The sequence below is a fragment of the Mycobacterium sp. genome (assembly GCF_035697385.1).
Taxonomy (GTDB): domain Bacteria; phylum Actinomycetota; class Actinomycetes; order Mycobacteriales; family Mycobacteriaceae; genus Mycobacterium.
In genome coordinates this window covers 1-20453 of the sequence record NZ_DASSCY010000261.1, presented here as the reverse complement: position 1 = coordinate 20453, position 20453 = coordinate 1, and the positions used below count along the sequence as shown (strand labels likewise).

General features: G+C 65.4%; 22 protein-coding genes. 12 read left to right on the top strand and 10 right to left on the bottom strand.

Annotated features, from left to right (window positions below; translation table 11 throughout):
- The 3 genes from VFH65_RS21870 to VFH65_RS21860 form a co-directional block, all read left to right on the top strand.
- Window positions 1-492, top strand: a 492-nt coding sequence (locus VFH65_RS21870) for an acyl-ACP desaturase (protein ID WP_353324163.1), incomplete at its 5' end; no start/stop codon positions are given.
- Window positions 493-656: 164 nt separating this feature from the next.
- Window positions 657-863, top strand: coding sequence for a CopG family transcriptional regulator (locus tag VFH65_RS21865; RefSeq protein ID WP_353324162.1), 207 nt, complete (start codon window positions 657-659; stop codon window positions 861-863).
- Window positions 860-1243, top strand: a complete 384-nt coding sequence (locus VFH65_RS21860) for a type II toxin-antitoxin system death-on-curing family toxin (RefSeq protein ID WP_353324160.1) — start codon at window positions 860-862, stop codon at window positions 1241-1243. Before VFH65_RS21865 ends, VFH65_RS21860 begins: the two co-directional genes overlap by 4 nt.
- Window positions 1244-1252: 9 nt before the next feature.
- Here the strand turns inward: VFH65_RS21860 and VFH65_RS21855 are convergent, their stop codons facing one another.
- Window positions 1253-2497 carry an MFS transporter gene (locus VFH65_RS21855; protein WP_353324159.1) on the bottom strand — a complete coding sequence of 415 codons (1245 nt, stop codon included), beginning with the start codon at window positions 2495-2497 and terminating at the stop codon, window positions 1253-1255.
- Window positions 2498-2571: 74 nt separating this feature from the next.
- Here VFH65_RS21855 and VFH65_RS21850 point away from each other — a divergent pair, with 74 nt between their 5' ends.
- Window positions 2572-3399: a uracil-DNA glycosylase gene (locus VFH65_RS21850; RefSeq protein ID WP_353324158.1), complete on the top strand. Its 828-nt coding sequence runs from the start codon at window positions 2572-2574 to the stop codon at window positions 3397-3399.
- Here the strand turns inward: VFH65_RS21850 and VFH65_RS21845 are convergent.
- Window positions 3396-3989, bottom strand: coding sequence for a TetR/AcrR family transcriptional regulator (locus VFH65_RS21845; protein WP_353324157.1), 594 nt, complete (start codon window positions 3987-3989; stop codon window positions 3396-3398). The two genes, VFH65_RS21850 and VFH65_RS21845, sit on opposite strands and share 4 nt — an antisense overlap.
- 76 nt (window positions 3990-4065) lie before the next feature.
- Between VFH65_RS21845 and VFH65_RS21840 the strand changes: the two genes are divergently transcribed.
- On the top strand, window positions 4066-5274 hold the full coding sequence (locus VFH65_RS21840) for an FAD-dependent oxidoreductase (RefSeq protein WP_353324156.1): 1209 nt from the start codon (window positions 4066-4068) through the stop codon (window positions 5272-5274).
- 5 nt (window positions 5275-5279) lie between these two features.
- Here the strand turns inward: VFH65_RS21840 and VFH65_RS21835 are convergent, their stop codons facing one another.
- The gene (locus VFH65_RS21835; protein WP_353324155.1) at window positions 5280-5414 is read right to left on the bottom strand and encodes a hypothetical protein; all 135 of its coding nucleotides are present in this window, start codon (window positions 5412-5414) and stop codon (window positions 5280-5282) included.
- Between the two features lie 117 nt (window positions 5415-5531).
- On the opposite strand from VFH65_RS21835, the gene VFH65_RS21830 reads away from it, so the two are divergent.
- Window positions 5532-6581: an LLM class flavin-dependent oxidoreductase gene (locus tag VFH65_RS21830; protein WP_353324154.1), complete on the top strand. Its 1050-nt coding sequence runs from the start codon at window positions 5532-5534 to the stop codon at window positions 6579-6581.
- A 4-nt stretch (window positions 6582-6585) separates the two neighbouring features.
- Here VFH65_RS21830 and VFH65_RS21825 read toward each other — a convergent pair whose 3' ends face one another.
- Genes VFH65_RS21825 through VFH65_RS21815 form a run of 3 tightly spaced genes read right to left on the bottom strand, consistent with a single transcriptional unit; the run spans window position 6586 to window position 7969 of the window.
- Window positions 6586-7035 (bottom strand): nitroreductase family deazaflavin-dependent oxidoreductase, encoded by a 450-nt coding sequence (locus VFH65_RS21825; protein ID WP_353324152.1) that lies wholly within the window; start codon window positions 7033-7035, stop codon window positions 6586-6588.
- Window positions 7036-7040: 5 nt separating this feature from the next.
- A complete protein-coding gene (locus VFH65_RS21820) occupies window positions 7041-7478 on the bottom strand; it encodes an HIT family protein (RefSeq protein ID WP_353324151.1) in 438 nt (145 codons plus the stop codon).
- Window positions 7479-7495: 17 nt separating this feature from the next.
- Complete coding sequence (locus VFH65_RS21815; protein ID WP_353324150.1) at window positions 7496-7969, bottom strand: VOC family protein; 474 nt, start codon at window positions 7967-7969, stop codon at window positions 7496-7498.
- Between the two features lie 80 nt (window positions 7970-8049).
- Here VFH65_RS21815 and VFH65_RS21810 point away from each other — a divergent pair, with 80 nt between their 5' ends.
- From VFH65_RS21810 to VFH65_RS21800, 3 genes are read left to right on the top strand one after another with little or no spacing between them, the layout of a single operon-like run.
- Window positions 8050-8337 carry a hypothetical protein gene (locus VFH65_RS21810; protein WP_353324149.1) on the top strand — a complete coding sequence of 96 codons (288 nt, stop codon included), beginning with the start codon at window positions 8050-8052 and terminating at the stop codon, window positions 8335-8337.
- 25 nt (window positions 8338-8362) lie between these two features.
- Window positions 8363-9196, top strand: coding sequence for an AraC family transcriptional regulator (locus tag VFH65_RS21805; protein ID WP_353324147.1), 834 nt, complete (start codon window positions 8363-8365; stop codon window positions 9194-9196).
- 17 nt (window positions 9197-9213) lie between these two features.
- Complete coding sequence (locus tag VFH65_RS21800) at window positions 9214-10590, top strand: amidase (protein ID WP_353324146.1); 1377 nt, start codon at window positions 9214-9216, stop codon at window positions 10588-10590.
- Here VFH65_RS21800 and VFH65_RS21795 read toward each other — a convergent pair.
- Together VFH65_RS21795 and VFH65_RS21790 are read right to left on the bottom strand one after the other, a co-directional pair.
- On the bottom strand, window positions 10585-11079 hold the full coding sequence (locus VFH65_RS21795) for a DNA-deoxyinosine glycosylase (protein ID WP_353324144.1): 495 nt from the start codon (window positions 11077-11079) through the stop codon (window positions 10585-10587). The genes VFH65_RS21800 and VFH65_RS21795 overlap by 6 nt on opposite strands.
- Window positions 11076-11777, bottom strand: a complete 702-nt coding sequence (locus tag VFH65_RS21790) for a polysaccharide deacetylase family protein (protein ID WP_353324143.1) — start codon at window positions 11775-11777, stop codon at window positions 11076-11078. Before VFH65_RS21790 ends, VFH65_RS21795 begins: the two co-directional genes overlap by 4 nt.
- 41 nt (window positions 11778-11818) lie before the next feature.
- Here VFH65_RS21790 and VFH65_RS21785 point away from each other — a divergent pair, with 41 nt between their 5' ends.
- Together VFH65_RS21785 and VFH65_RS21780 are read left to right on the top strand one after the other, a co-directional pair.
- Window positions 11819-12937, top strand: a complete 1119-nt coding sequence (locus VFH65_RS21785; RefSeq protein WP_353324142.1) for an adenylate/guanylate cyclase domain-containing protein — start codon at window positions 11819-11821, stop codon at window positions 12935-12937.
- 10 nt (window positions 12938-12947) lie between these two features.
- Complete coding sequence (locus VFH65_RS21780) at window positions 12948-14057, top strand: adenylate/guanylate cyclase domain-containing protein (RefSeq protein WP_353324140.1); 1110 nt, start codon at window positions 12948-12950, stop codon at window positions 14055-14057.
- A gap of 103 nt (window positions 14058-14160) precedes the next feature.
- On the opposite strand, the gene VFH65_RS21775 is transcribed toward VFH65_RS21780, so the two are convergent.
- Entirely contained in the window at window positions 14161-17961 is a 3801-nt protein-coding gene (locus VFH65_RS21775) for a hypothetical protein (protein WP_353324138.1), read from the bottom strand.
- Window positions 17958-19340, bottom strand: coding sequence for a toll/interleukin-1 receptor domain-containing protein (locus VFH65_RS21770; protein WP_353324136.1), 1383 nt, complete (start codon window positions 19338-19340; stop codon window positions 17958-17960). Before VFH65_RS21770 ends, VFH65_RS21775 begins: the two co-directional genes overlap by 4 nt.
- A 706-nt stretch (window positions 19341-20046) precedes the next feature.
- On the opposite strand from VFH65_RS21770, the gene VFH65_RS21765 reads away from it, so the two are divergent.
- Window positions 20047-20453 (top strand): DUF222 domain-containing protein (locus VFH65_RS21765; RefSeq protein ID WP_353324135.1); only part of this gene is annotated, 407 nt, incomplete at its 3' end.

The window sequence follows — 20453 nt, the reverse complement described above, 5'->3', positions numbered from 1 at the left end:
GCCACGCGGGTGTCGCACCGCAACACCGGCAAGGCCTGCCAGGAAACGGTCGCCGATCAACTGCTGCAACGGGTTTCGGCCGATGAGAACCTGCACATGATCTTCTACCGGGATGTCTCCGAGGCGGGCTTCGAGATCGCCCCCAACCAGGCGATGGCGTCGCTGCACCATGTGTTGCGCAACTTCAAGATGCCCGGGTACACCGTTCCGGACTTCCGCCGCAAGGCCGTAATCATCGCGGTCGGCGGTGTCTACGATCCGCGCATCCACCTCGACGATGTCGTGATGCCGGTGCTCAAGAAGTGGCGCATCTTCGAGCGTGGCGACTTCACCGGCGAGGCTGCAAGGATGCGCGACGACCTTGGACTGCTCGTCGAGGAGCTCACGGAGACCTGCGTGAAGTTCGAAGAAGCCAAACAGCGTCGGCTGGAGCGCGAGGCCCGCAATGCCGAGAAGCGCGCGGCCAAGAAAGTGCTGGCGTCGTCGTTCTAATGTCGTGAGTCGTCGGTTCGGCCGCAGCGACTCGGCGGGCAGGCTCCTTATTCCGATTGGCACTTTGCATAGTGTTCCTGCGCTGACCATCGCGACGGGCGCCGAAACGATCCTGGGAGCCACCGCCGACTACTGTCGTGGTATCAATCAGGTATCATGCCGTCATGGGTATGACGCTGCGCACCAGTGATCAGCAGACCGAAGCGCTGCGCCGGCAGGCCGCCGCCGAAGGGCGGTCTATGCAGGCCGTCGCCCTGTCGGCCATCGACGAATACATCGCACGGCGTACGCACAAGGCCAAGGTTGCCGCGGCGCTGCAGCGGGTGGTGCGCGAAGAGGCCGGGGTTTTGGAGCGCCTCAAGGACGCATGACGGAGTACCTTGATCTCGACGACTTGCTCGATATTGCCCGCGAGGGTGTCGGTGCGGACGTCGCGGTCGCGGATTACGGCTTGCTTGAATCAGCGCTGGCGCGGCCGCGCGCGTCGGTGTTCGGCGAAGATGCCTACCCGGATCTGCACCTCAAGTCCGCCGCGCTGCTGCACTCCGTGGCGCGAAACCATGCACTGGTCGACGGAAACAAGCGACTTGCCTGGACGGCGTGCCGCACGTTCCTTGCCATCAACGATCAGTGGATCAGTGCCTCCGAGGACGAACGCTTCGAATTCGTCATCCGGGTTGCCACCGGTGCACTGGCGGATCTCGGCAAGATCGCAGAGCATCTACGCGCCTGGAGTCACCCGGAGGGCTGAGCCGCTGGATTAGCGTGGCGCGCCGTCCTGCGCAGGCACACTGTCCAGATCGCGCAATGCCGGCAGGAAAATCGCGACGATGCCCAGCAGCAGCATCGGCAGCGACAGGGCCAAGAACGTCGCATGCAATCCCGCGGCGTCGGCCAGCGGACCGGCCACGATCAAGCCGAGCGGTCCTGCGGCGTAGGCCAGCGACCCCATCACCCCGACCACCCGGCCCCGCAGATGCTGCGGCGCACGGGTCTGCATGACGTAGTTGTAGATCGGCGCCATCGGCCCGTAGACCAGTCCGACAACCGCGCACAGCACGAGGATCAACGGCAATGGCGGCAGGAACGCGATGATCGTCGTCGCGACCCCGAGCGTCAGCACCGCCGTCAGCATGATCGCCCGCCGGCTCGAATACTTCGACAGCAGCGCATAACCCAGCGCGCCCACCAACCCCCCGATGCTCAACGCCACCAACACCCAGCCCAGCTGTGCCGGCTGGTTGCGGTCGGTGAAGTACTTCGGAAAGAGCACGCTTTCCATCGGCATGTACAGACCGGTGGCCGCCAGGTCGACGAATGCCAGTGTTCGCAGCACCTTGTTGTTCCAGACGAAGCGCAGGCCTTCGACGATTCCCGCCCATACGCCCGTCGGCAGCGACGTGCGGTCGGGCTTGCCGGCGCCTTCGAGGCGCAGCAGCGCGATCACGACGATCGACAAGCCGAATGCCGACGCCGTCACCCACATCGTGTTGATGCCTCCCAGCGTCGCGATCAGCAGCCCGCCGATACCGGGTCCGACGATGTAGGCCAGATTGAAGATCGCCTCGTAGACGCTGTTGGCGTGATCCAGTGTCCAGCCCGCGCGGGTGGCCGCTTCGGGCAGCATCGTTTCGCGGGCCGTCATCCCGGCCGGGTCGAACAGCGCGCCGAGCGCGGCAAGGCCGGCGAGCACCGCGACGTTGATTGCGTCCACGCCGAACGTGAGCGCCAACAGAGGGACGGCGGCCACCGACAACGCGGATAATGCGTCGGAGATCATCGAGACGCGTCGTCGCCCCAGGTAATCCACCGCAGCACCCGCGATCAGCGTTGCTGCCAGCAGCGGTAATGTGCCCGCCATCGCCACGATCGAGGCATCCAGAGCAGAACCGTTGCGCTGCAACACAAGCCAGGGAAAAGCGACCATCGAGATGCCGTTTCCGGCGCCGGCCATCAGCGCGGCGAACAGTATCAAGAACAGAGGGCCGCGCTTGCCATTCGTCATGGGTATCGCGGCCGAATCTAACAGCGGCCGGGCCCAACCGGCGCTGAATTTTCCGCCGCGGGCACAGTGGTTATGTGAAGTTGCCCCATCCACGTACCGGTGCGCTGTTCGACTCGCCGGTGCCGCCCGGTTCTGGCTGGCCGGGTGACCCCGCCACTGCGCGCACCGCGGTGGCGGCGACGGCAGCCCAGGTCGAGTCGATGGCGGCGGCGGTGAAGACAGTTGAGGAGCTCGAAGCAGAGGTGTCGATGTGCCGTGCCTGCCCCCGGCTCGTCGAGTGGCGCGAAGAGGTCGCCATCGTCAAGCGGAAGTCGTTCGCCGACCAGCCGTACTGGGGCAGGCCCATACCGGGCTGGGGTGCGCCGCGGCCTCGCGTGATGGTCGTCGGCTTGGCACCCGCCGCGCACGGCGGCAACCGCACCGGGCGGGTGTTCACCGGTGACCGCTCTGGCGACTTCCTGTTCGCGGCAATGCACCGCACCGGCCTGGCCAATCAAGCGGTATGCGTCGATGCTGCTGATGGGCTGGCGCTCAACGACACTCGGGTCGTCGCGGCGGTTCGCTGCGCTCCACCGGGGAATGCGCCGACACCGGCTGAGCGCGCGACATGTGCGCCGTGGCTGGACGCCGAGTGGCAGCTGACGGGGGCGCAGGTGAGGGTGATCATCGCCCTTGGCGCGTTCGCGTGGCGCGCCGCACTGCAGATGATCCGGTCCGCTGGCGGCACAATCGGTTCGCCCGCACCGCAATTCGGGCACGGCGCGACGGCGGCGCTGAGCACCCCTCGCGGTGAGGTGACGCTGATCGGTTGTTACCACCCGAGCCAACAGAACACGTTCACCGGCAAGCTCACCCCGCAGATGCTCGACGACATCTTTCGCCGAGCCGCCGAGATCCGTTAGGGCTCCAGTACCCGCCGGATCGTCGCGAACTGTGCCTGGGCAAGCCCACGGAGATCGGCGGGCGCGAAGTCCTGGTAGTGCTCGACCGTCCACTGGTCGAAGACCTGAAGGATCCCGAAGACCAGTCCGTACTGCAACGTGTCCGGCAGATCGTCGCGCACCGCACCCGACTGGCGGCCGACCCGCAGAACGCCCTCGACCCATGTCCGCACGACCGCCAATGTGCCGCTGACTGACGTTGCCGCGGCGTCGGGCGCCTCGCTGTAGAACATCCGGCCCAGCGTGAGAAATGCGTCCTGCTGCTGTGAGGCCCGCACGAGGCCGGAAAAGAACTCCTCGAGCCGGGGCCAGAAGCCACGGCCAATAAACTCACCAGCGTCGGGAATGGTGATATTCGAAGCGACCTCATCAATTAATTCACGCACCACGAAATCAAAGAGCTCGGCCTTCGACGGCAGGAAATAGTAGAACGAACTCTTGCTCATTCCGCACGCGTCGATGACGCGGTTCAGCGACGCGTGTTCGTAACCCTCCGAAGCAAATTCGGCCGAGGCAATCTCCACCAGACGGCGTCTGCGCTCGGACGGCATGCGATTGATCCGGCCTGACACGTGCTCATCTTAACATGTGTGGACTGGGTGGTACACAGAATGGTAACCTGGCGCCATGCTCACGCCGACAAGTGTCGAAAAGCAGTACGAACAAACCGTCGCCGACGATCTGCGGGTGCTTGTGGTCGGGGCTGGAATCGCCGGTGTAACCGTCGCGCAGCTGCTGCGTCGCAGCGGGCGGCATCCGGTGCTGGTCGAGTGTGCCGGTGGTGGATCCGCGCCCGGCTACATGCTCGCGCTGATGCCACTTGTGGACGCCGCGCTCGACGGCCTCGGGGTACGCGAGGCCTATTGCGCCGCCAGCGTCTCGCTCGAACGGTACGCGGTACATGGCCACACCGGCCGCATGCTGCGGGTGGACTCGATGGCCAGCATCATGGCCCGCTACGGCGACTATCGGGGCATCGCGCGCGGCGAGCTGCTCGACGTGTTGACCGGTGACGGGTGTGAGGTCGCATTCGAGACCACCGTGACCGAGCTTGTCGAGGAATCCGGCGCCGCGAAAGTGCGCCTGGCAGGGGTGCCGAACCGGCTGGATTTCGATGTCGTCATCATCGCCGATGGAATTCACTCCACCACACGGGATTTGGTGCTTGGCGGACGACCTGTTGAGCTGGTCGATACCAAATGGGGCGGCTGGGTCGTGTGGGCGCCCCTGGACGACCACACGGACCTTGGCGAAGAGCTTTGGGGCGCAGGGTCTTTCGTAGCAATGTATCCAGTGGCGGGGTCGCTCGGCGTGTTCCTCGGTGGCCCTCGTACCGACACTGCAGCCGGCCCCGCCGCCTTCGTCGAGCGCATGCAGCGCGGGCTTACGTCCATCAATCCGCGCCTGGAGTGCGCGATGAAAGCGGTTGCCGAGGATCCCGATCCGTACTACTGGTCGCTCACCGACTGCCGCGCGCCGGCCTGGACCACCGGGCACACGGTGCTGCTCGGCGACGCTGCGGCCGGATTCCTGCCGACTGCGGGGATCGGCGCTGGCATGGCGATGGAATCCGCATGGGTACTGCACCGCATGCTGCAGGACGCCAACAGGGCGCGGCTCGCCGACGTGTTGCGTGCGTATGAACGCGCACAACGCCCCCGCGTAGAGGCAGCGCAGGACAATTCACGCCGGTTGGCCAGCCTGATGTTCCGGCGGAGCCGGCTCCTGGCGTGGGCCCGCGAACTGGCCATGCGCGTAATCAGCGTCGAACGGGCCCTGCGGCCTATTCAGCGACTGCTGCAGGAGCAGCCAACGGGTGCGACGCCGACGCACTGATCGCCTCAAATCATCCAGACGATCGCCATGACGGCAACGAGAATGACGGCAAGGCCGGTCAGTGCGGGGCCGGTCCACTTCTCGGTGGCATCGTCGATGCGTCGCTCTTCGTCGATGATCCACGCGTAGTCGGGGTCCATGATCCAACCAAGCTAGGCAGGGCATGTAGGACGAGCCTGTCTGCAACTTATGTGTTAGCTATGTAAGCCACCCCGCTCGGCGGGAAGCCATCGCGGTAGTGCAGCGTTGAGGATGAAATGCGTCTTTCCGTACTCGACCTTGTCCCCGTGCGCACCGATCAGTCGACGTCAGATGCGCTGGCGGCGACAACGCACCTGGCGCAGACGGCCGACCGCCTCGGCTACACCCGCTACTGGATCGCCGAACATCACAACATGCCTGCCGTCGCCGCTACCAGCCCGCCGGTGATCATCGCGCATCTCGCCGCACAGACGACGCAGTTGCGGCTGGGCTCCGGCGGCGTGATGCTGCCCAACCACGCACCGCTGGCCGTCGCTGAGCAGTTCGCGCTGTTGGAGGCCGCACATCCTGGGCGGATCGACCTTGGCATCGGCCGCGCGCCCGGCTCCGACCCGGTGACCTCGATGGCGCTACGCGGCGCAGCCGGCCGCGATGACCGCGACATCGAGGCGTTCCCGCAGTATCTCGATGACGTCGTCGCACTGATGAGCGCCAGAGGCGTACGGGTGCCGCTACCGCGCGACCTGATGCGCGAGAACTACGTCCTGAAGGCAACTCCTTCCGCGGTGACGGAACCGAAGCTGTGGCTGCTCGGCTCGTCGATGTACTCGGCGCATCTGGCAGCGGCCAAGGGCTTGCCATACGTCTTCGCGCACCACTTCTCCGGTCAGGGCACCGCTGAGGCGCTGGCGACCTATCGCTCCGAGTTCAGGCCAAGCGACCTGGCCCCCGAGCCGGTGACGTTCTTGACCGTCAACGCAGTCGTCGCCGAAACACATGACCAGGCAATGGCTTTGATGCTGCCGAACTTGCAGATGATGGCGCGGCTGCGGACCGGTCAGCCGCTCGGCGCACTCGACCTCGTCGAGGACGCCGAACAGACGGAGCTCAGTCCGCAGGCGCAGAGGGTGGTCGAGTCCGGGCTGCAGCGCGCGGTTGTCGGGTCGCCCACCGAGGCTGCCGAGCAGGTGCGTGCCCTTGCTGCCGAATTCGACGTGGACGAGGTGATGGTCAACCCCGTCGCATCGGCGCACCGCGGCACAGATCCAGCGTCGGCGCAGGACCGCGCCATCACGCTGGAACTGCTGGCCAAGGAACTGTTCTAGGGCGTCAGCCGCTGGCCCGTAGTTCGACAACGGGAATCGGCCGCGACGTCCTCTTCTGGTAATTCGCGTAGCGGTTGGCGTTGTTCTTGTTGACGATGTCCCACATCCGCTGATAGTCCGGATCGTCGGGCAGCACCGGCCTTGCCGTTACGCGGAATCGCTTTGGCCCCACGTTGACCTCGACGTCTGGGTTGGCCTTCAGGTTGTGATACCAGCCCGGCGCCTTGGGGTCGCCCCCCTTGGACGCGACGACGAGATAAGCATCGCCGTCTTTGGCGTAGGTCAGAGAATTCGTGCGCTGCAGCCCGGTCTTGGCGCCCGTGGTGTGCAGGAGCAGGGCCGGTGGCGCGCCCGGTATCTTGTGCCCGATCCGTCCTTCGGTGCCTTTGTAGATCTTGTCGTGAAGCATCAAGAGCGGAAGGCCGATGTACTTCTCCCACATTGGCATACTCATGCTGTTCAGTCTTGCTGAGCGGCGTCGAGCTGCGCCAGCGCTTCGCGCAACAGCCGACCCGATTCCTCCCGGTCCGGATCGCGGCGCAACAGCATGCCCTTGGCGAAAGACAGCTTGTCGCCGTCATGCCGCGGCAGCACATGCAAGTGGATGTGAAACACGCTCTGGAAGGCGGCCTTGCCGTCGTTGATGACGACGTTGTTGCCGTCGGCGTGCAGCCCGGATTGCCGAGCCGCCCGCGCGATGCGGTGCCCGATCTTGACCAACCCCACCACCGTTTCCGGTGGCGTGTCGGTCAGGTCGACGGTGTGACGCTTGGGGATGACCAGTGTGTGGCCGCGGGTGAACGGCCGGATGTCGAGGATGGCCAGGTAGTCGTCGTCCTCGTAGATCCGGATCGCCGGAGCCTCGGCGGCCACAATTGCGCAGAACACACAGGACATCCCGCCACGTTAGCGGCTCAGCTGCCGACGTTGTCCTTCGCCCACTCCGCCATTCGGCGGTCGCGTTCTTCGGCGGAGACGTCCTCGACACGGGTCATCACCGTCCAGCGCTGGCCGAACGGATCGAGGATCGACGCGAACCGGTCGCCGGTGACGAATGTCTGCGCGGGTTCACGGATGGTGGCGCCGGCCTGCTCGGCCATGGCGACCACCGTGTCGACGTCCTCGCAGTACAGCGCGACGGAGTGGGTGGCGGGAGCCCCCGGATCGGGGGCGGCGATCTGGTACGCCTCCGCGGGATCGCCGAGTTGGAGGCGACCGTTGCCGAAGTCCAATTCGGCGTGCGCGACCGTGCCACCGGGGCCATCCATCCGTTCGACGAGCTTGGCGTCGAACACCGAAACGTAGAAGTCGATCGCGGCCGCGGCGCCGTCGATGCACAGGAACGGGGTCAGGCTGGTGTAACCCGCCGGAATTGGTTTGACGCTCATGCCCGTCAGTTTCGTAGCCGCTTGCAGGCGCACGCTTGGAAAAACGCGACATGTCCGCCCGCCTGACTACGCTGAGCCGCGTGCATGACGACCTAGACCTTGACGATGAACTCGCCGATGAGCCCGAAGAGGACGACGCAGCGATAGCCGACGAAAACGCGCACATGCTTTCGATTCGTCGCGCATCCGGCGAAGAGGTGCTCACCATCTTCTCGCCGAGTGAGGAGTGGAGCGTCTATCTGCAGCCGGGCGGCGCGATGACGAACGCATTCCTCGGCACCCCAGGCGACCCGATCGTCTGGGTGAACACGAGTGATCGGCAGGTCGAGCGCGACGCGGACGGCACGTACGTCATCCGGATCGACTAGCGCACGGTTTCGTAGCCTGGTTCTCATGGGCGCCTGGAAAAACGCGACACAAACAGCGCCCGTGCGCGGTGTCGTCGGGCGGGCCGCCAGCACGTCGGCGTACGACCTCGACCGGTGGGCGCCGTCGGACGCGGCGGCCCCGTTCGTCGAGCACTTTTGGTCGGTGCGCTGGGATCTGCGCGAGCAGGGCCCGTTCGACAGCACCGTCATCACGTTCCCCTCGATGCACATCACGCACGAGTGGGGCGACGACGGCCCGCGTCATGGCTTTGCGCTGCCGAACACGCTGGTGCACGGGGTGGTGGAGCGAGTGTTCCGCACGACGATCAGCGAGCGCGGGGCGGTCGTCGGCGCACGGTTGCGGCCCGGAGCGTTCGCCGCGCGGTTCGACCGAGACGCCGCCGCGATGACCGGACGGGTGAGGCCGGTCGACGACGAGTTGTTCAGTGGGCCAATCTATCTCGACGATGACGTCGATGCCGCAGCCGCGCAGTTGGACGAGCTCATCGCCGCGGGCCCTACCGAACTTGACCCGACGTACGTGTCGCTCACGAGCCTTGTCGACCGGATTCGCGACGACGAGCGGCTGCATCGCGTCGAGCAGGTCATGGCGCATTCGCCGTGGAGCGCACGCACCACCCAGCGTGTATTCCGTCGCTATGTCGGCGTCCCGGTCAAATGGGTGTTGTGCCGCTATCGCCTGCAGCAGGCCGCACTCGAGATCGAAAGCCGTCCCGGCGTCGACTTCGCCGACCTGGCAGTCCGCCTCGGCTGGTACGACCAAGCGCACTTCATCAACGACTTCCGCACCATGCTCGGCTGTACGCCAGGTGAATACGCCGCCAGACACGGCGGGTGAGCCGTTACGCTGCGGCCGTGGATCCTCGTGACCTCGCCCTGACCGGCGCCGCCGAGCAGGCACGCATGCTGGCCGCTGGCCGCATCACCGCCCCGGAGCTTCTCGAGCTGTACCTCGACCGCATCGCCCGGCTCGATCGCGAACTGCGGTCATACCGCGTCGTGCTCGCCGACTCCGCACGTCAGGAAGCGGGCGTCGCGCAGGACCGGCTGAACGCGGGGGAGCGGTTGCCGCTGCTCGGTGTGCCGATCGCGATCAAGGACGACGTCGACGTCGCCGGCGAGGTCACCACTTACGGCACCGCCGCCCACGGGCCGGCTGCCACACAGGACGCCGAAGTGGTGCGTCGGCTGCGCGAGGCGGGCGCAGTAATCCTCGGCAAGACCGCGGTGCCGGAGATGATGATCTGGTCGTTCACCGAGACGGTGACATTCGGTGCGACGCGTAACCCATGGAACACCGACTACACGCCTGGCGGCAGCAGTGGTGGCAGCGGTGCAGCCGTTGCGGCTGGGCTGGCGTCGATGGCGCTGGGTTCCGACGGCATGGGCTCGATCCGTATCCCGTCGACGTGGTGCGGTCTGTTCGGGGTGAAGCCTCAGCGCGACCGTGTACCGCTGGCGCCACACGACGACGCGTGGAACGGGCTGAGCGTGAACGGTCCGATAGCAAGGACCGTTGAGGACGCCGCGCTGTTCCTCGACGTGACCACTACGGACGGTGGTTTCGTCGGGGCGGCCTCGCGCGAGCCCGGACAGCTCCGAATTGCGTTGAGCGCCAAGGTCCCTCCACCGCTGATGGCCCGTATGGGCAAGGCGCAGCGGGCGGCCTTCGATGAGGCCGGGGCGCTGCTGCGCGAGCTCGGACACGAGGTGATCGAGCGCGACCCCGACTACCCTCCCAACGCGGTCGCACACGCGCTGGCTCGTTACTTCCGCGGGGTGTACGACGACGTGCAAGTACTTCCGCATCCGGAGCGCCTCGATGCTCGTACCCGCGGCTTTGCCAGGATCGGCGGCATGGTCTCGGAGCGGCGGATGACGGCGATCAGGGCTGCGGAAAGCCAAGTGGCCGAACGGATCCAGACGATCTACGACGATGTCGACGTGGTCATCACGCCCGGCACCGCGACAGGCCCTTCGCGAATCGGGGCGTACCAAAAGCGCGGCGCGTTGTCGACGCTGACGCTGGTGGCTGCGCGCGTGCCGTTCCAGGCGTTGTTCAACGTGACTGGTCAGCCGGCGGCGGTGGTGCCGTGGGACCTGGACGCCACCGGTGTGCCGACGTCGATCCAGTTGGTAGGCAGGCCATTCGACGAGGCGACGCTGCTGTCGTTGGCCGGCCAGCTCGAGAAGGCGCGGCCGTGGGCGCACCGCCGCCCGCCGATCTCATGAATCGGCGATGACCCGCCACGCCGCCAGTTTGTCCTCGAAGCGCATGGTTTGCGCCGGGCTGGTCGAGGGCAGGCGTACAAGACGCAGATCCGTACTGACGCGGACCAAGCGGTTGAAGTTCTTCTCCGCCGCAGCGCCGTTGAATATGACCCGCTGGATCGTCGGGTGAGTATCGAAGAATTTCTGGAAATCGTTGGGCGCCATGCTATTTGACTCCACCGCAGAATCCAGGCTGCCGACGCGCCGGCACGACCGCAGCACATCCCATACCGCAACGCCGTGTGACCGCAACGCCGACGTCCGCACGTCGTAGGGAGCCGCTGCGTCGAACCCGAAGAGAACACCCATGATCCGCCAGAACGCGTTGCGCGGATTCCCGTAGTACTGCGCGGCGGCCAGCGACATCACACTGGGCATATTGCCGAGAATCAACACCCGTGCACCCTCGCCGATGATCGGCGGGAAGCCGTGCAACAGCGGCGACGTCATAGTGCAATCAGATCGGAGACAGTGACAAAGCGGTAGCCGTCCGAGCGCAGCGCGGCGACGATGCGCGGGATCGCCGCCCGCGATGCGGCCCGGCCCTCGTACATCACGTGCAACAGGATGATCGAACCCGGACGCACCGCGTCGACCGTCTCTGCGACGATCTGGTCGGCGCTCGCATCGTTAGCGGAATCAGGTTCAACGTCCCAGGTCACGGTCGTGCGGTCGTGATCGGCCAGATACTTCGGCAACGTCCACAGCTTCTTACCGTACGGCGGGCGGAAGGTGATCGGCCCTCCGTATCCAGTCCTGCGGATCTCGTCGTCGGTCCGTTGCACCTCCTCCGCAACCGTGTCCGGTGATACGAACACCATCCGCCGGTGTGAGTAGGTGTGGTTCCCGATCTCGTGGCCCGCCGCTGCGATCGCCCTGCCGGAGTCCGGGTGGGCGGCCAAGTCTCGGCCGTTCAGATAGAAGGTCGCCTGAACGCCGGCCTCGGCAAGTATCTGCAGTACATCGGGCGCCAAAGGGCCGGGTCCGTCGTCAAGGGTCAAGGCGACGATCTTCTCGGTGGTGTCGATCCGCTCCACCAGTCGGCCGGCCAACTGGAACGATCGCGAATTCACCAGGTAATAGCCGCTCGTCGTGAGCGCCACCACCACTGCGAGTGCCAGCGCGATGCCGAGAGTCCACCGCCGCATAATTGCTATATACAACAGCGCTACCGGTATACGTTGAGCCCGTGGCCGATGACGTCAAGATCGAGGCGGCGGGGCTGCTCGACGGGCTCGATGGCCAGGCGAGGGCCGAGCGGGCCGAGCTCATCGACTGGCTGCTCAGCAGGGGCTTCACGGTCGAGCAGATCCGCGGCGAGGTGTCACCGATGCTGTTGCCGGCCGGCCGCATCGTCGGAGATGACGGCGTCTATGTGTCTGCCCGGCAGATCTGCGAAGAAACCGGAATCGACCTCGAGCTGCTCGAGGCGATCCAGAGCGCGATGGGCCTGCCGAGGGCCGACGACCCCGATGCGGTTGTTCATCTGCGGGCCGACAGCCAGGCCGCGGCCAACGCCAAGGTCTTCCTCGACATGGGACTGGGCCGCGAGCAGGTGATCTCCGTGTCGCGTGTGTTGGGGCACGGGCTGGCTCAGGCCGCCGAGGTGATGCGTCAGGTCGTGCTTGAGGCGGTCATCCAGCCCGGCGCCACGGAGCTTGAGCTCGCGCAGGCGTATGAGGCTGTGGTGCAGCAGTTTTCACCGCTACTCGGCCCGCTGTGTGAGGACATGCTGCGCGTCCAATTGCGGCACACATTGGAGACCGAGGCCGTCAACGCCGCCGAACGGGCAGCAGGCACGGTCCCTGGGGCGCGCAACATCAGCGTGGCATTCGCCGACCTGGTTGGCTTCACCCGCCTCGGCGAAGCGGTGCCACCAGAGGAGCTGGAAACGCTCGCCAGCAGACTGTCCAACCTCGCCCGCGACGTCGTCGTGCCACCGGTGCGGTTCATCAAGGCGATTGGCGACGCGGTGATGTTCGTCAGCACCGATCCGGTGGCGTTACTGCGCACGGCCCTGGCTCTAGGTGCGGCTGCGGAGAAGTACGACGACTTTCCCCGGCTGCGTGTCGGGATCGCGGCGGGGTCCGCCGTCAGCCGGGCAGGCGACTGGTTCGGCAGCCCAGTGAATTTGGCAAGTCGGATCACAGGTGCGGCTCGACCGGGGGCGGTGCTGGTGTCCGAATCTGCCCGCGTCGCAATCGCATCCGCCGAGGGAATCGATTGGTCCTTCGCAGGAGCGCGGCACCTCAAGGGCGTCAAGGGCGAAGTGAAGCTTTTCCGCGCTCGCCCCGCAGTCGAGGAATAGTGTTGGCGCCATGGCCGAAGACGTCGATATCGAAGCGTTGGGCCTGCTCGACGGCCTCGAGGGGGACGCGCGCCGAGAACGCGCGGAGCTGATCGCCTGGCTGCTGGACCGCGATTTCAAGCTCGAGCACATTCGCGCGTCGGTGGCCGCGCCGTTGATGCTGCCCGCTTACCGAGTGCTCGGCGACGACGGGGACTACGTCTCCGCGCGCGAGGTCTGCGAATCGACCGGGGTCGAATTGGACCTGTTGCAGCGCCTGCAACGTGCTGTCGGTCTGCCCTGCATCCATGATCCCGACGCGGCGGTGTTGTTGCGCGCGGATGGTGAGGCCGCGGCGCGAGCGACGATGTTTCTCGATCTGGGCATGCAGCCAGCGGACGCAGTTGCCGTCATGCGGGTGCTCGTGGAGAGCCTTGGTCACGCCGCGGCGATCATGCGTGAGGCTGCGCTGAAAACCATTCTGCGGCCAGGGTCGACGGAGATCGAGCTTGCCGAGGGATCCGAGCAGCTGGCGCGTCGGGCGGCTCCGTCGCTGGGTCCGTTGATGGAGGACCTGATACGAATGGTGCTGCGAAATTCGTTCGAGATGGAGGCCGTGACGGCCGCCGAACGGGCCGCAGGCACACTTCCCGGCGCGCGGCCGGTGACCGTCGCGTTCGCCGACCTTGCCGGATTCACCCGACTCGGCGAAGCGCTGCCGGCCGAGGAACTCGAACACGTCGCCAGTCGGCTGGCCGACCTCGCGCACGATGTCGCGTTCGCGCCGGTTCGGTTCGTCAAGTCGATCGGCGACGCGGTGATGCTCGTGTCCTTCGAGGCTGCCCCGTTGTTGGCGGCCATGCTCGATCTCGCCGACGCTGCGGCGGCCAACGGGTTGCCTCGCCTGCGGATCGGTGTCGCGTCCGGCTGCGCCGTCACGCGCGCGGGCGACTGGTTCGGAAGCCCGGTGAACCTGGCGAGCCGGGTGACCGGCGCTGCGCGGCCGGGGACGGTGTTGGCGGCCGAGTCGGCGCGCGATGCGGTCGCGAACGCGCCAGGGTTCGACTGGACGTCGGCGGGCACACGCCGTCTCAAGGGCGTCAGCGACGAAGTGAAGGTATTCCGCGTCGCACGGATCTGACATCTCAATTCACTTGTGTCACTTGATTTCAGGTTTGTGATGACGGTCTATTTGTCGGTGTTCGACGGGAAGCACTGTGTCTCCTCGTCTTCACCGGATCCTTTCAGTTTGAACCATCAGCTGGGATCGGAAGTCCCTCGCACAGCGTGATGTAACCGATGTCGGGCGACACCCACTCGCGCCACTGCTCACGGGTCATGTTGGCGGTCAGTTTGTCGCACAACATGTCCGGTGATGCCTCGGCTGGCCACAACCGCACCGAGCCGTCATTGCTGGCCGAGGCGAGACGGCGCCCGTCCGGGGCGAACACCACGTCGGTCACTTCGTCCGTGTGGCCTTTGAGGGGGGCCCCGACCGATTCGCCCGTGTCGGGGTCCCACAGCCGCACTGTGTGATCACCGCTGGCGGTTGCGAGGCGGTCACCATCCGGACTAAACGCCACACGCCACACGGTGCCGGCGTGGCCTTCGAGGGGGTCGCCGATCGGCTGGCCAGTCTCGGGGCTCCACAGCCGTACCTTGTTTTCCCAACTCGTTGTCGCGAGGCGGTGCCCGTCCGGACTGAACACCACGTCAACTGTTGTGCCAGCGTTGGCTTCTAACGCGTCGCCGATCGGCTTCCCGGTATCGCCGTCCCACAACCGCACCATGTTGTCGAAACTCGCCGTGACGAGGCGGTCTCCGTCCGGACTGAACACCACACTGCTCACCTCTTCGGTGTGGTCGAGGGGATCGCCGATCGGCTCCCCTGAATCGCCGTCCCACAACCGCACCATGTTGTCCGAACTCGTCGTGGCAAGGCGGTCTCCGTCTGGACTGAACACCACATCGGTCACAGTGTTAGTGAGGCCTTTGAGGGGATCGCCAATCGGTCGGCCCGTGTCGGGGTCCCACAACCGCACTGTGTGATCGCCACTGTCTGTGGCGAGGCGGTCGCCGTCGGGACTGAAGTCCAGGCCGTACACCGTGTCGGTGTGACCGAGGGGGTCGCCGATCGCCATGCCGGTATTGGGATCCCACAACATCACCGTGCCGTCCCAACTTGCCGACGCGAGGTGTTGTCCGTCGGGACTGAACACCACATCTGTCACGTCGCCGGTGTGGCGAAGTGGCTCCCCCGCGGGCCGTCCGGTGTCGGGATGCCATAGCTGCACCATGTCCTCTGAGCTCACCGTGGCGAGGCGGTGGCTGTCGGGACTAAACGCCAGATCGGTCACGTCGTCGATGTGTCCAAGGGGCTCGCCGATCAGCTCACCGGTGTCGGCATGCCACAGTCGTACGATGCCCTCCGAGCCGGCCGTCGCGAGTCGGCGGCCGTCGGGACTGAATGCCAGATCGGTCACCGCGCCGGTGTTGCCGATGAGGGGAACATCGGTGTCGAGGTCCCACAACCGCACCGTGCTGTCCCAGCTGGCTGACGCCAGGCGGTGCCCGTCGGGACTGAACACCACACTGGTCACCGCGCCGGCGTGGCCTTCAAAGGGGTTGCCGATCGGATGACCGGTTCGCACATCCCATAGCCGCACCGTGCTGTCCCAGCTGGCCGATGCCAGGTGCCGCCCGTCGGGACTGAACGCCACATCACTCACGGCAGCGGTGTGGCCTTCTAAGGGGGCGCCGATTGGCCGGCCAGTGCGTGTATCCCACAGGCGCACTGCGCCGTCCCAGTGAGATGACGCCAACTGGTGCCCGTCGGGACTGAACACGACGCCGAACGCGAGGGCAGGGGCTTTGAAGGGGGCGCCGATCGGCTGGCCAGTGCGCGCATCCCACAGCCGAACCGTCTTATCCACGCTGCCTGTGGCGAGGCGGTGCCCGTCCGGGCTGAACGCCACACCGAAAACCATGCCGGTGTGGCCGGCGAGGGGTTCGCCGATCTGCTGACCGTTGTCGGCGTTCCACAGCCGCACAGTTTCGTCCTCGCCAGTCGAGGCGAGGCGACGGCCGTCTGGGCTGAACGCCACACGCCACACCGTGCCGGTGTGGCCCCTGAGGGGTTCGCCGATCTGCTGACCGTTCTCGGCGTTCCACAACCGCACCGTGCCGTCGTCGCTAGTCGACGCGAGACGATCCCCGGTCGGACTGAATGCCACAGACTCGACCATGTCAGAGTGGCCCGTCAGGGGTTCGCCGACCTGCTGCCCGCTGTCGGCGTTCCACAGCCGCACAGTGTGGTCGTCGCCCGCCGATGCGAGGCGGTTCCCGTCCGAACTGAACACCGCGCCGTTCACAAGGCCGTCGTGCCCGTTGATGATCTTGACCGTGCTGGCGCGCTGTGCCACCGCGGTGTACAACGACCCTTCGTCCGTGGGGCTGAGGGCGCGTGCGGCCAGGATCTCCTGGAAAGCCTGTGTGTCCTCGCCTGGCTCGTCGCCGTTCAGGACGCCTTGCGCCTGCGCGATCAGCTTTTGCGCGGTCGCGGCGCGCAAGTGGTCCTGCGCGAGGCCTTGAGCCTCCTCTGCGCTCTGTTGGGCTTTGTACGCGAACAGGCCCAAAATCGCAGCGACAAGACTGACGACGACCGTGAGCGCCAACGCGGTTGCAAGGACGCGAGTGCGTTTCTTCGCCTTGTGGAGTTTGGCCTGCTGGTGTTGTTTTTCTGCCTCGAGTTTCTCCGCGCGAGCCGCCAGCGCCGCCTTATCCTCTTCTGCGCGTCGCTCATCGCGGTGTTCGCGGACGACGCCCGTGAGCACATCGTGCGTGAGTTCGATCCATTGCGCACCGTAACGGTCCTCGAGCCGAAGTAGCCGCGACTGAATCAGATGGTCGAGCTCCTCCTCGGTAAGGTACGTCGGTATCGCATCCTCGCGAATGTAGCGGTCGCGGAACCCCTTCTCGGTGATCAGCTCGGACTCGATGAACCGTGCCACGCCGGGCGCCAGATCGCTCACGCACGAGGAGTAGTAGTTGGACAGAGTGCGTCGATTGGCATCCTCGACCAACTGCTCGTCGAAATGCGCCTGCTTGCGCCGCTTCCGCTCCTGGTTGAGTTCGCGGCAGAACAAGCTGAGCAGTGCTGGCTCTACGTCTGCGTTCCCCAGCTCGTCACTCGGCGAGTCGCCGTCGGCGTCCGCGGTGTCGCGGCCGGGTTGAAGGTCCTTGCCCGCAATGATGCTAACCACCCGGCGCGCAAGCGCCTCCGTGATCAGGTGTGCCGCTGGTTCATGCACCGCGTCGAGTGCATTGCTTGCGCGCAAGCGATGCAGCCGTAGCCGCGAGCGTCCCAGGGCGGGAATCAATCCGCACCATTCCTCGAGCGCGGGAAGAAAATCCTCTCGCAGGGTGATCAACAACTTGTACTTGCGCGACCGCAAATCGAACTGTTCAACCACTGCCTCGTTCTTGTCGATGCGCGCGGCCAGTCCGGCTGGGATTCGGTTCTCGGCCAAGTCACCGAGCTCGTCCCTAAAGGTTTCCACCAGATCTGGAACCCGCTCACCGAGCGTGAAGATCTCCTCGAACTGGTCGATAACAATCACAGGGGTGAGCAGATAATTCTGCGTACTCCAAAGTTCAAAATCCTTGCGATGCAGGGATTCCCACAAAGATTCGTCATCGGAGGGCAGGACGACATCAGGCACCTCCGCAAGAATCGCCTTACGAACCGATTGTTGTAGCTGTCGAGACAGTGGCGCCGCGCCAGGTTTGAGTTCCAAGCGCACATACACCGGCAGCAGACGACGATCGCGCAGCAACGGGAAGAGGCCCGCTCGCAGAAGGGATGTCTTGCCAAGGCCGGAACGCCCATACAACACGGTGACCGGAGTATCGAGTACGTGGGCAAGTAACGACGACGCTTCATCGCTGCGTCCGAAGAAGAACGCGTGCGCGCTTTCTTCGAACGGCTCGAGCCCCGGCCAAGGGTTCTCACTGTCGAGTTGCGGTGCTGCCGTCGTGAGCGTCATGCTGCATCGTCGGTGCGTCGCATGGCACGGATTTCGGCCTTCAGAGCAGCGTGCAGGTCGTCGTCCGGAGCCCCGGCAGGTGCGCGACCGAAGTGCAAGTGTCCGAAGCTATTCCGCATCCGGTGGTACTTGCTCGGGTCGCCCAAGTAGTCGTCGTCGACTATTACTGGAACGATGAATCGGCGACCTGGAATGCGGCGCGATCGTTCGACCGCTTCGTACCATTCCTGGAAAACATAGCCCTCCTCCACCCGCTCGGTGTTCGCCGAGATGATCGGAACGAACAAGCGAATGTTGCGGCGTATCGCAGCCAGAATCTCGGCTTGCCAGTCGTCTCCGGGGAGCAACCGTCGCTCGTCCAGCCAAACGTCCCCGCCGAGACCTCGAATAGCGTCGCAAATCCGTCGCGCAGCGTCTGCGTCCTCACGCATATAGCTGATAAAGATCGTCGGCGTGTCCGAACTGGCAGGCCGAATGGCGTGACCCACGGAAGCCTTCCTCGGCGCAGATTCCTGCTCCCAACGCGCACGCAGCTCCGCGACGAACTCGGTCGGAGACACGTCCAATTGTTGGACCTGCGTCTTGCGGCAGTATGTTTCGAAGAAGTTCGACAGTGACGGTTCGTACAGCGATGAGCACCCGGCGAAGAAGAACTGCTTTTGCTCAACAGACAGCCGACCGTTTGTTGACATGCGTAGCAGGAATCGGCCGATCCAATCGGGTACCTCGCAGCCGATGAACAATAACGGGCAGTCCTTAAGCTGATGGTCGAGCCAGTCGGGAAGATTCGCCGTGTCGCTCAGTAACGCATGAATCCACTCCAGCCGGTCCTCCTCGTGAATCGCATATTGCGGAGTGGATGCCGACCGGCCAAACAGATTGAGCACGACGGTTTCGGTTGACGCAGCCGCGGCCGCATTGCGCGACTGTTCGCTGGTGGACTGTGCCGGGGAGAACGCGATTTCGCGCGCAGTCTGTCGGCCGTGGAACCGGACCTCGTTGACTGCCTTCGCGAGCAATCGGTCGGGCGTGGTAGCGACGAAGAGGCGCAAGTCGTCGATAGTCGCGAGGTTGCGTAGCGCGTCGCCAGGCTCCGGATCCAACTTCACGATGATGTTGTTGATATCGCGATAGAGCCGGTCGGCCTCAAACTGGCCGCGCTCGCGCAGGAAGGCGGCCACCGCTTCGCCCATGGTCGTTACACCAGGTGGCACGGTCAGGCTGTGCTTCTCGACGAGGCGCTCGCCGATCAGGGTGGTCAGGGTCTGTTCGGTGCCCCCCAGATCGACGACGTTCAATTCAGGTCCGACGACCGGCACAAGTCGCTGCTCCCGAATATGCGAGAGAAGATCGTCCCAAAAATCGTTGTCCGCGCTCATACGCTCGCTCCTGAGTGCGCCAGCGGCCCGCCACGAGTGGAGCCGGCGGGCGGCGTGGGGCGCTTGCGTCGCCGCTCAAGCCACGATTGCAACGCCAGCGCCTCGACAGCATCACAGCTGGAATGGTTGAAGAACACTCGAGACACGGACGAATGGTGCTCTGGCACGCGGGCGCCGAATAGAGTAGTCGACTACTCGATTAACGTCGGTATAAGACGCGGCGAACTTGCGTAGTAGAGCGATAACGAGCTGCTGCCCAGTAGGTGAGTGAACCACGTGTTTCACAGGGCCCAACGGAAGACTCGCGAGCCTGGGGCTGAGGCCCTCAATTCACTTGTGTCACTTTGGTTTCAGGCGGTCTGGCGTCGGAATTTGTCGGTGACTCGAACTAGTGTTCGGTGTGTGGAGTTTGAGCGGATCGGTAAGCGGATGGCGGCGATGGCTGCTGAGCTTGCCGATCTGGCGGTCGAGTCGTTCGACGGGTTGAGCACCGCCGAGCGCTGCGCGCTGACCGCGCGGTGGGAGACATTTGTGCGCAGCCAAGCCGTCATCGGGCACCGGCTGGTCGCAGGGCTGGCCGAGGCTCCGGTGGCCGAGCTAGGTGAGCCCAGTGTGGGCGCGGCATTGAGCACGCTGTTGCGGATCTCGAAAATCCGAAGCGCAGCGACGAGTCCGGGAAGCCGCCGATCTCGCGCCGCGACACACATTGTCCGGAGAGGTGTTGGAGCCAGTGCTGGCGGGCACCGCCGCCGCACAGACCCGCGGCGAAATCGGCGCCGAGCATGTGCGCATCATCCGGCGGTTCTTCGATCAACTGCCCAGCTTCGTCACCTTCGACGAGCGTGAGGCCGCCGAAGCCCAACTCGCCTCACTGGCCGGCGGGCTCAAACCCGAGGAACTGCGCGAGGCCGCCGAGCGGCTGGCGATGCTGCTCGACCAAGACGGCGAACTGTCCGACGCTGATCGGGCGCGTCGGCGCAGCTTCCGCATCGGCCCGCAACAGCGCGACGGGATGAGCAAGGCCGAAGGTTGGTTGACCCCCGAAGCCCGCGCGGTGCTCGAAGCGGTGATGGCCAAGCAGGCCGCCCCGGGCATGTGCAATCCCGAGGACCA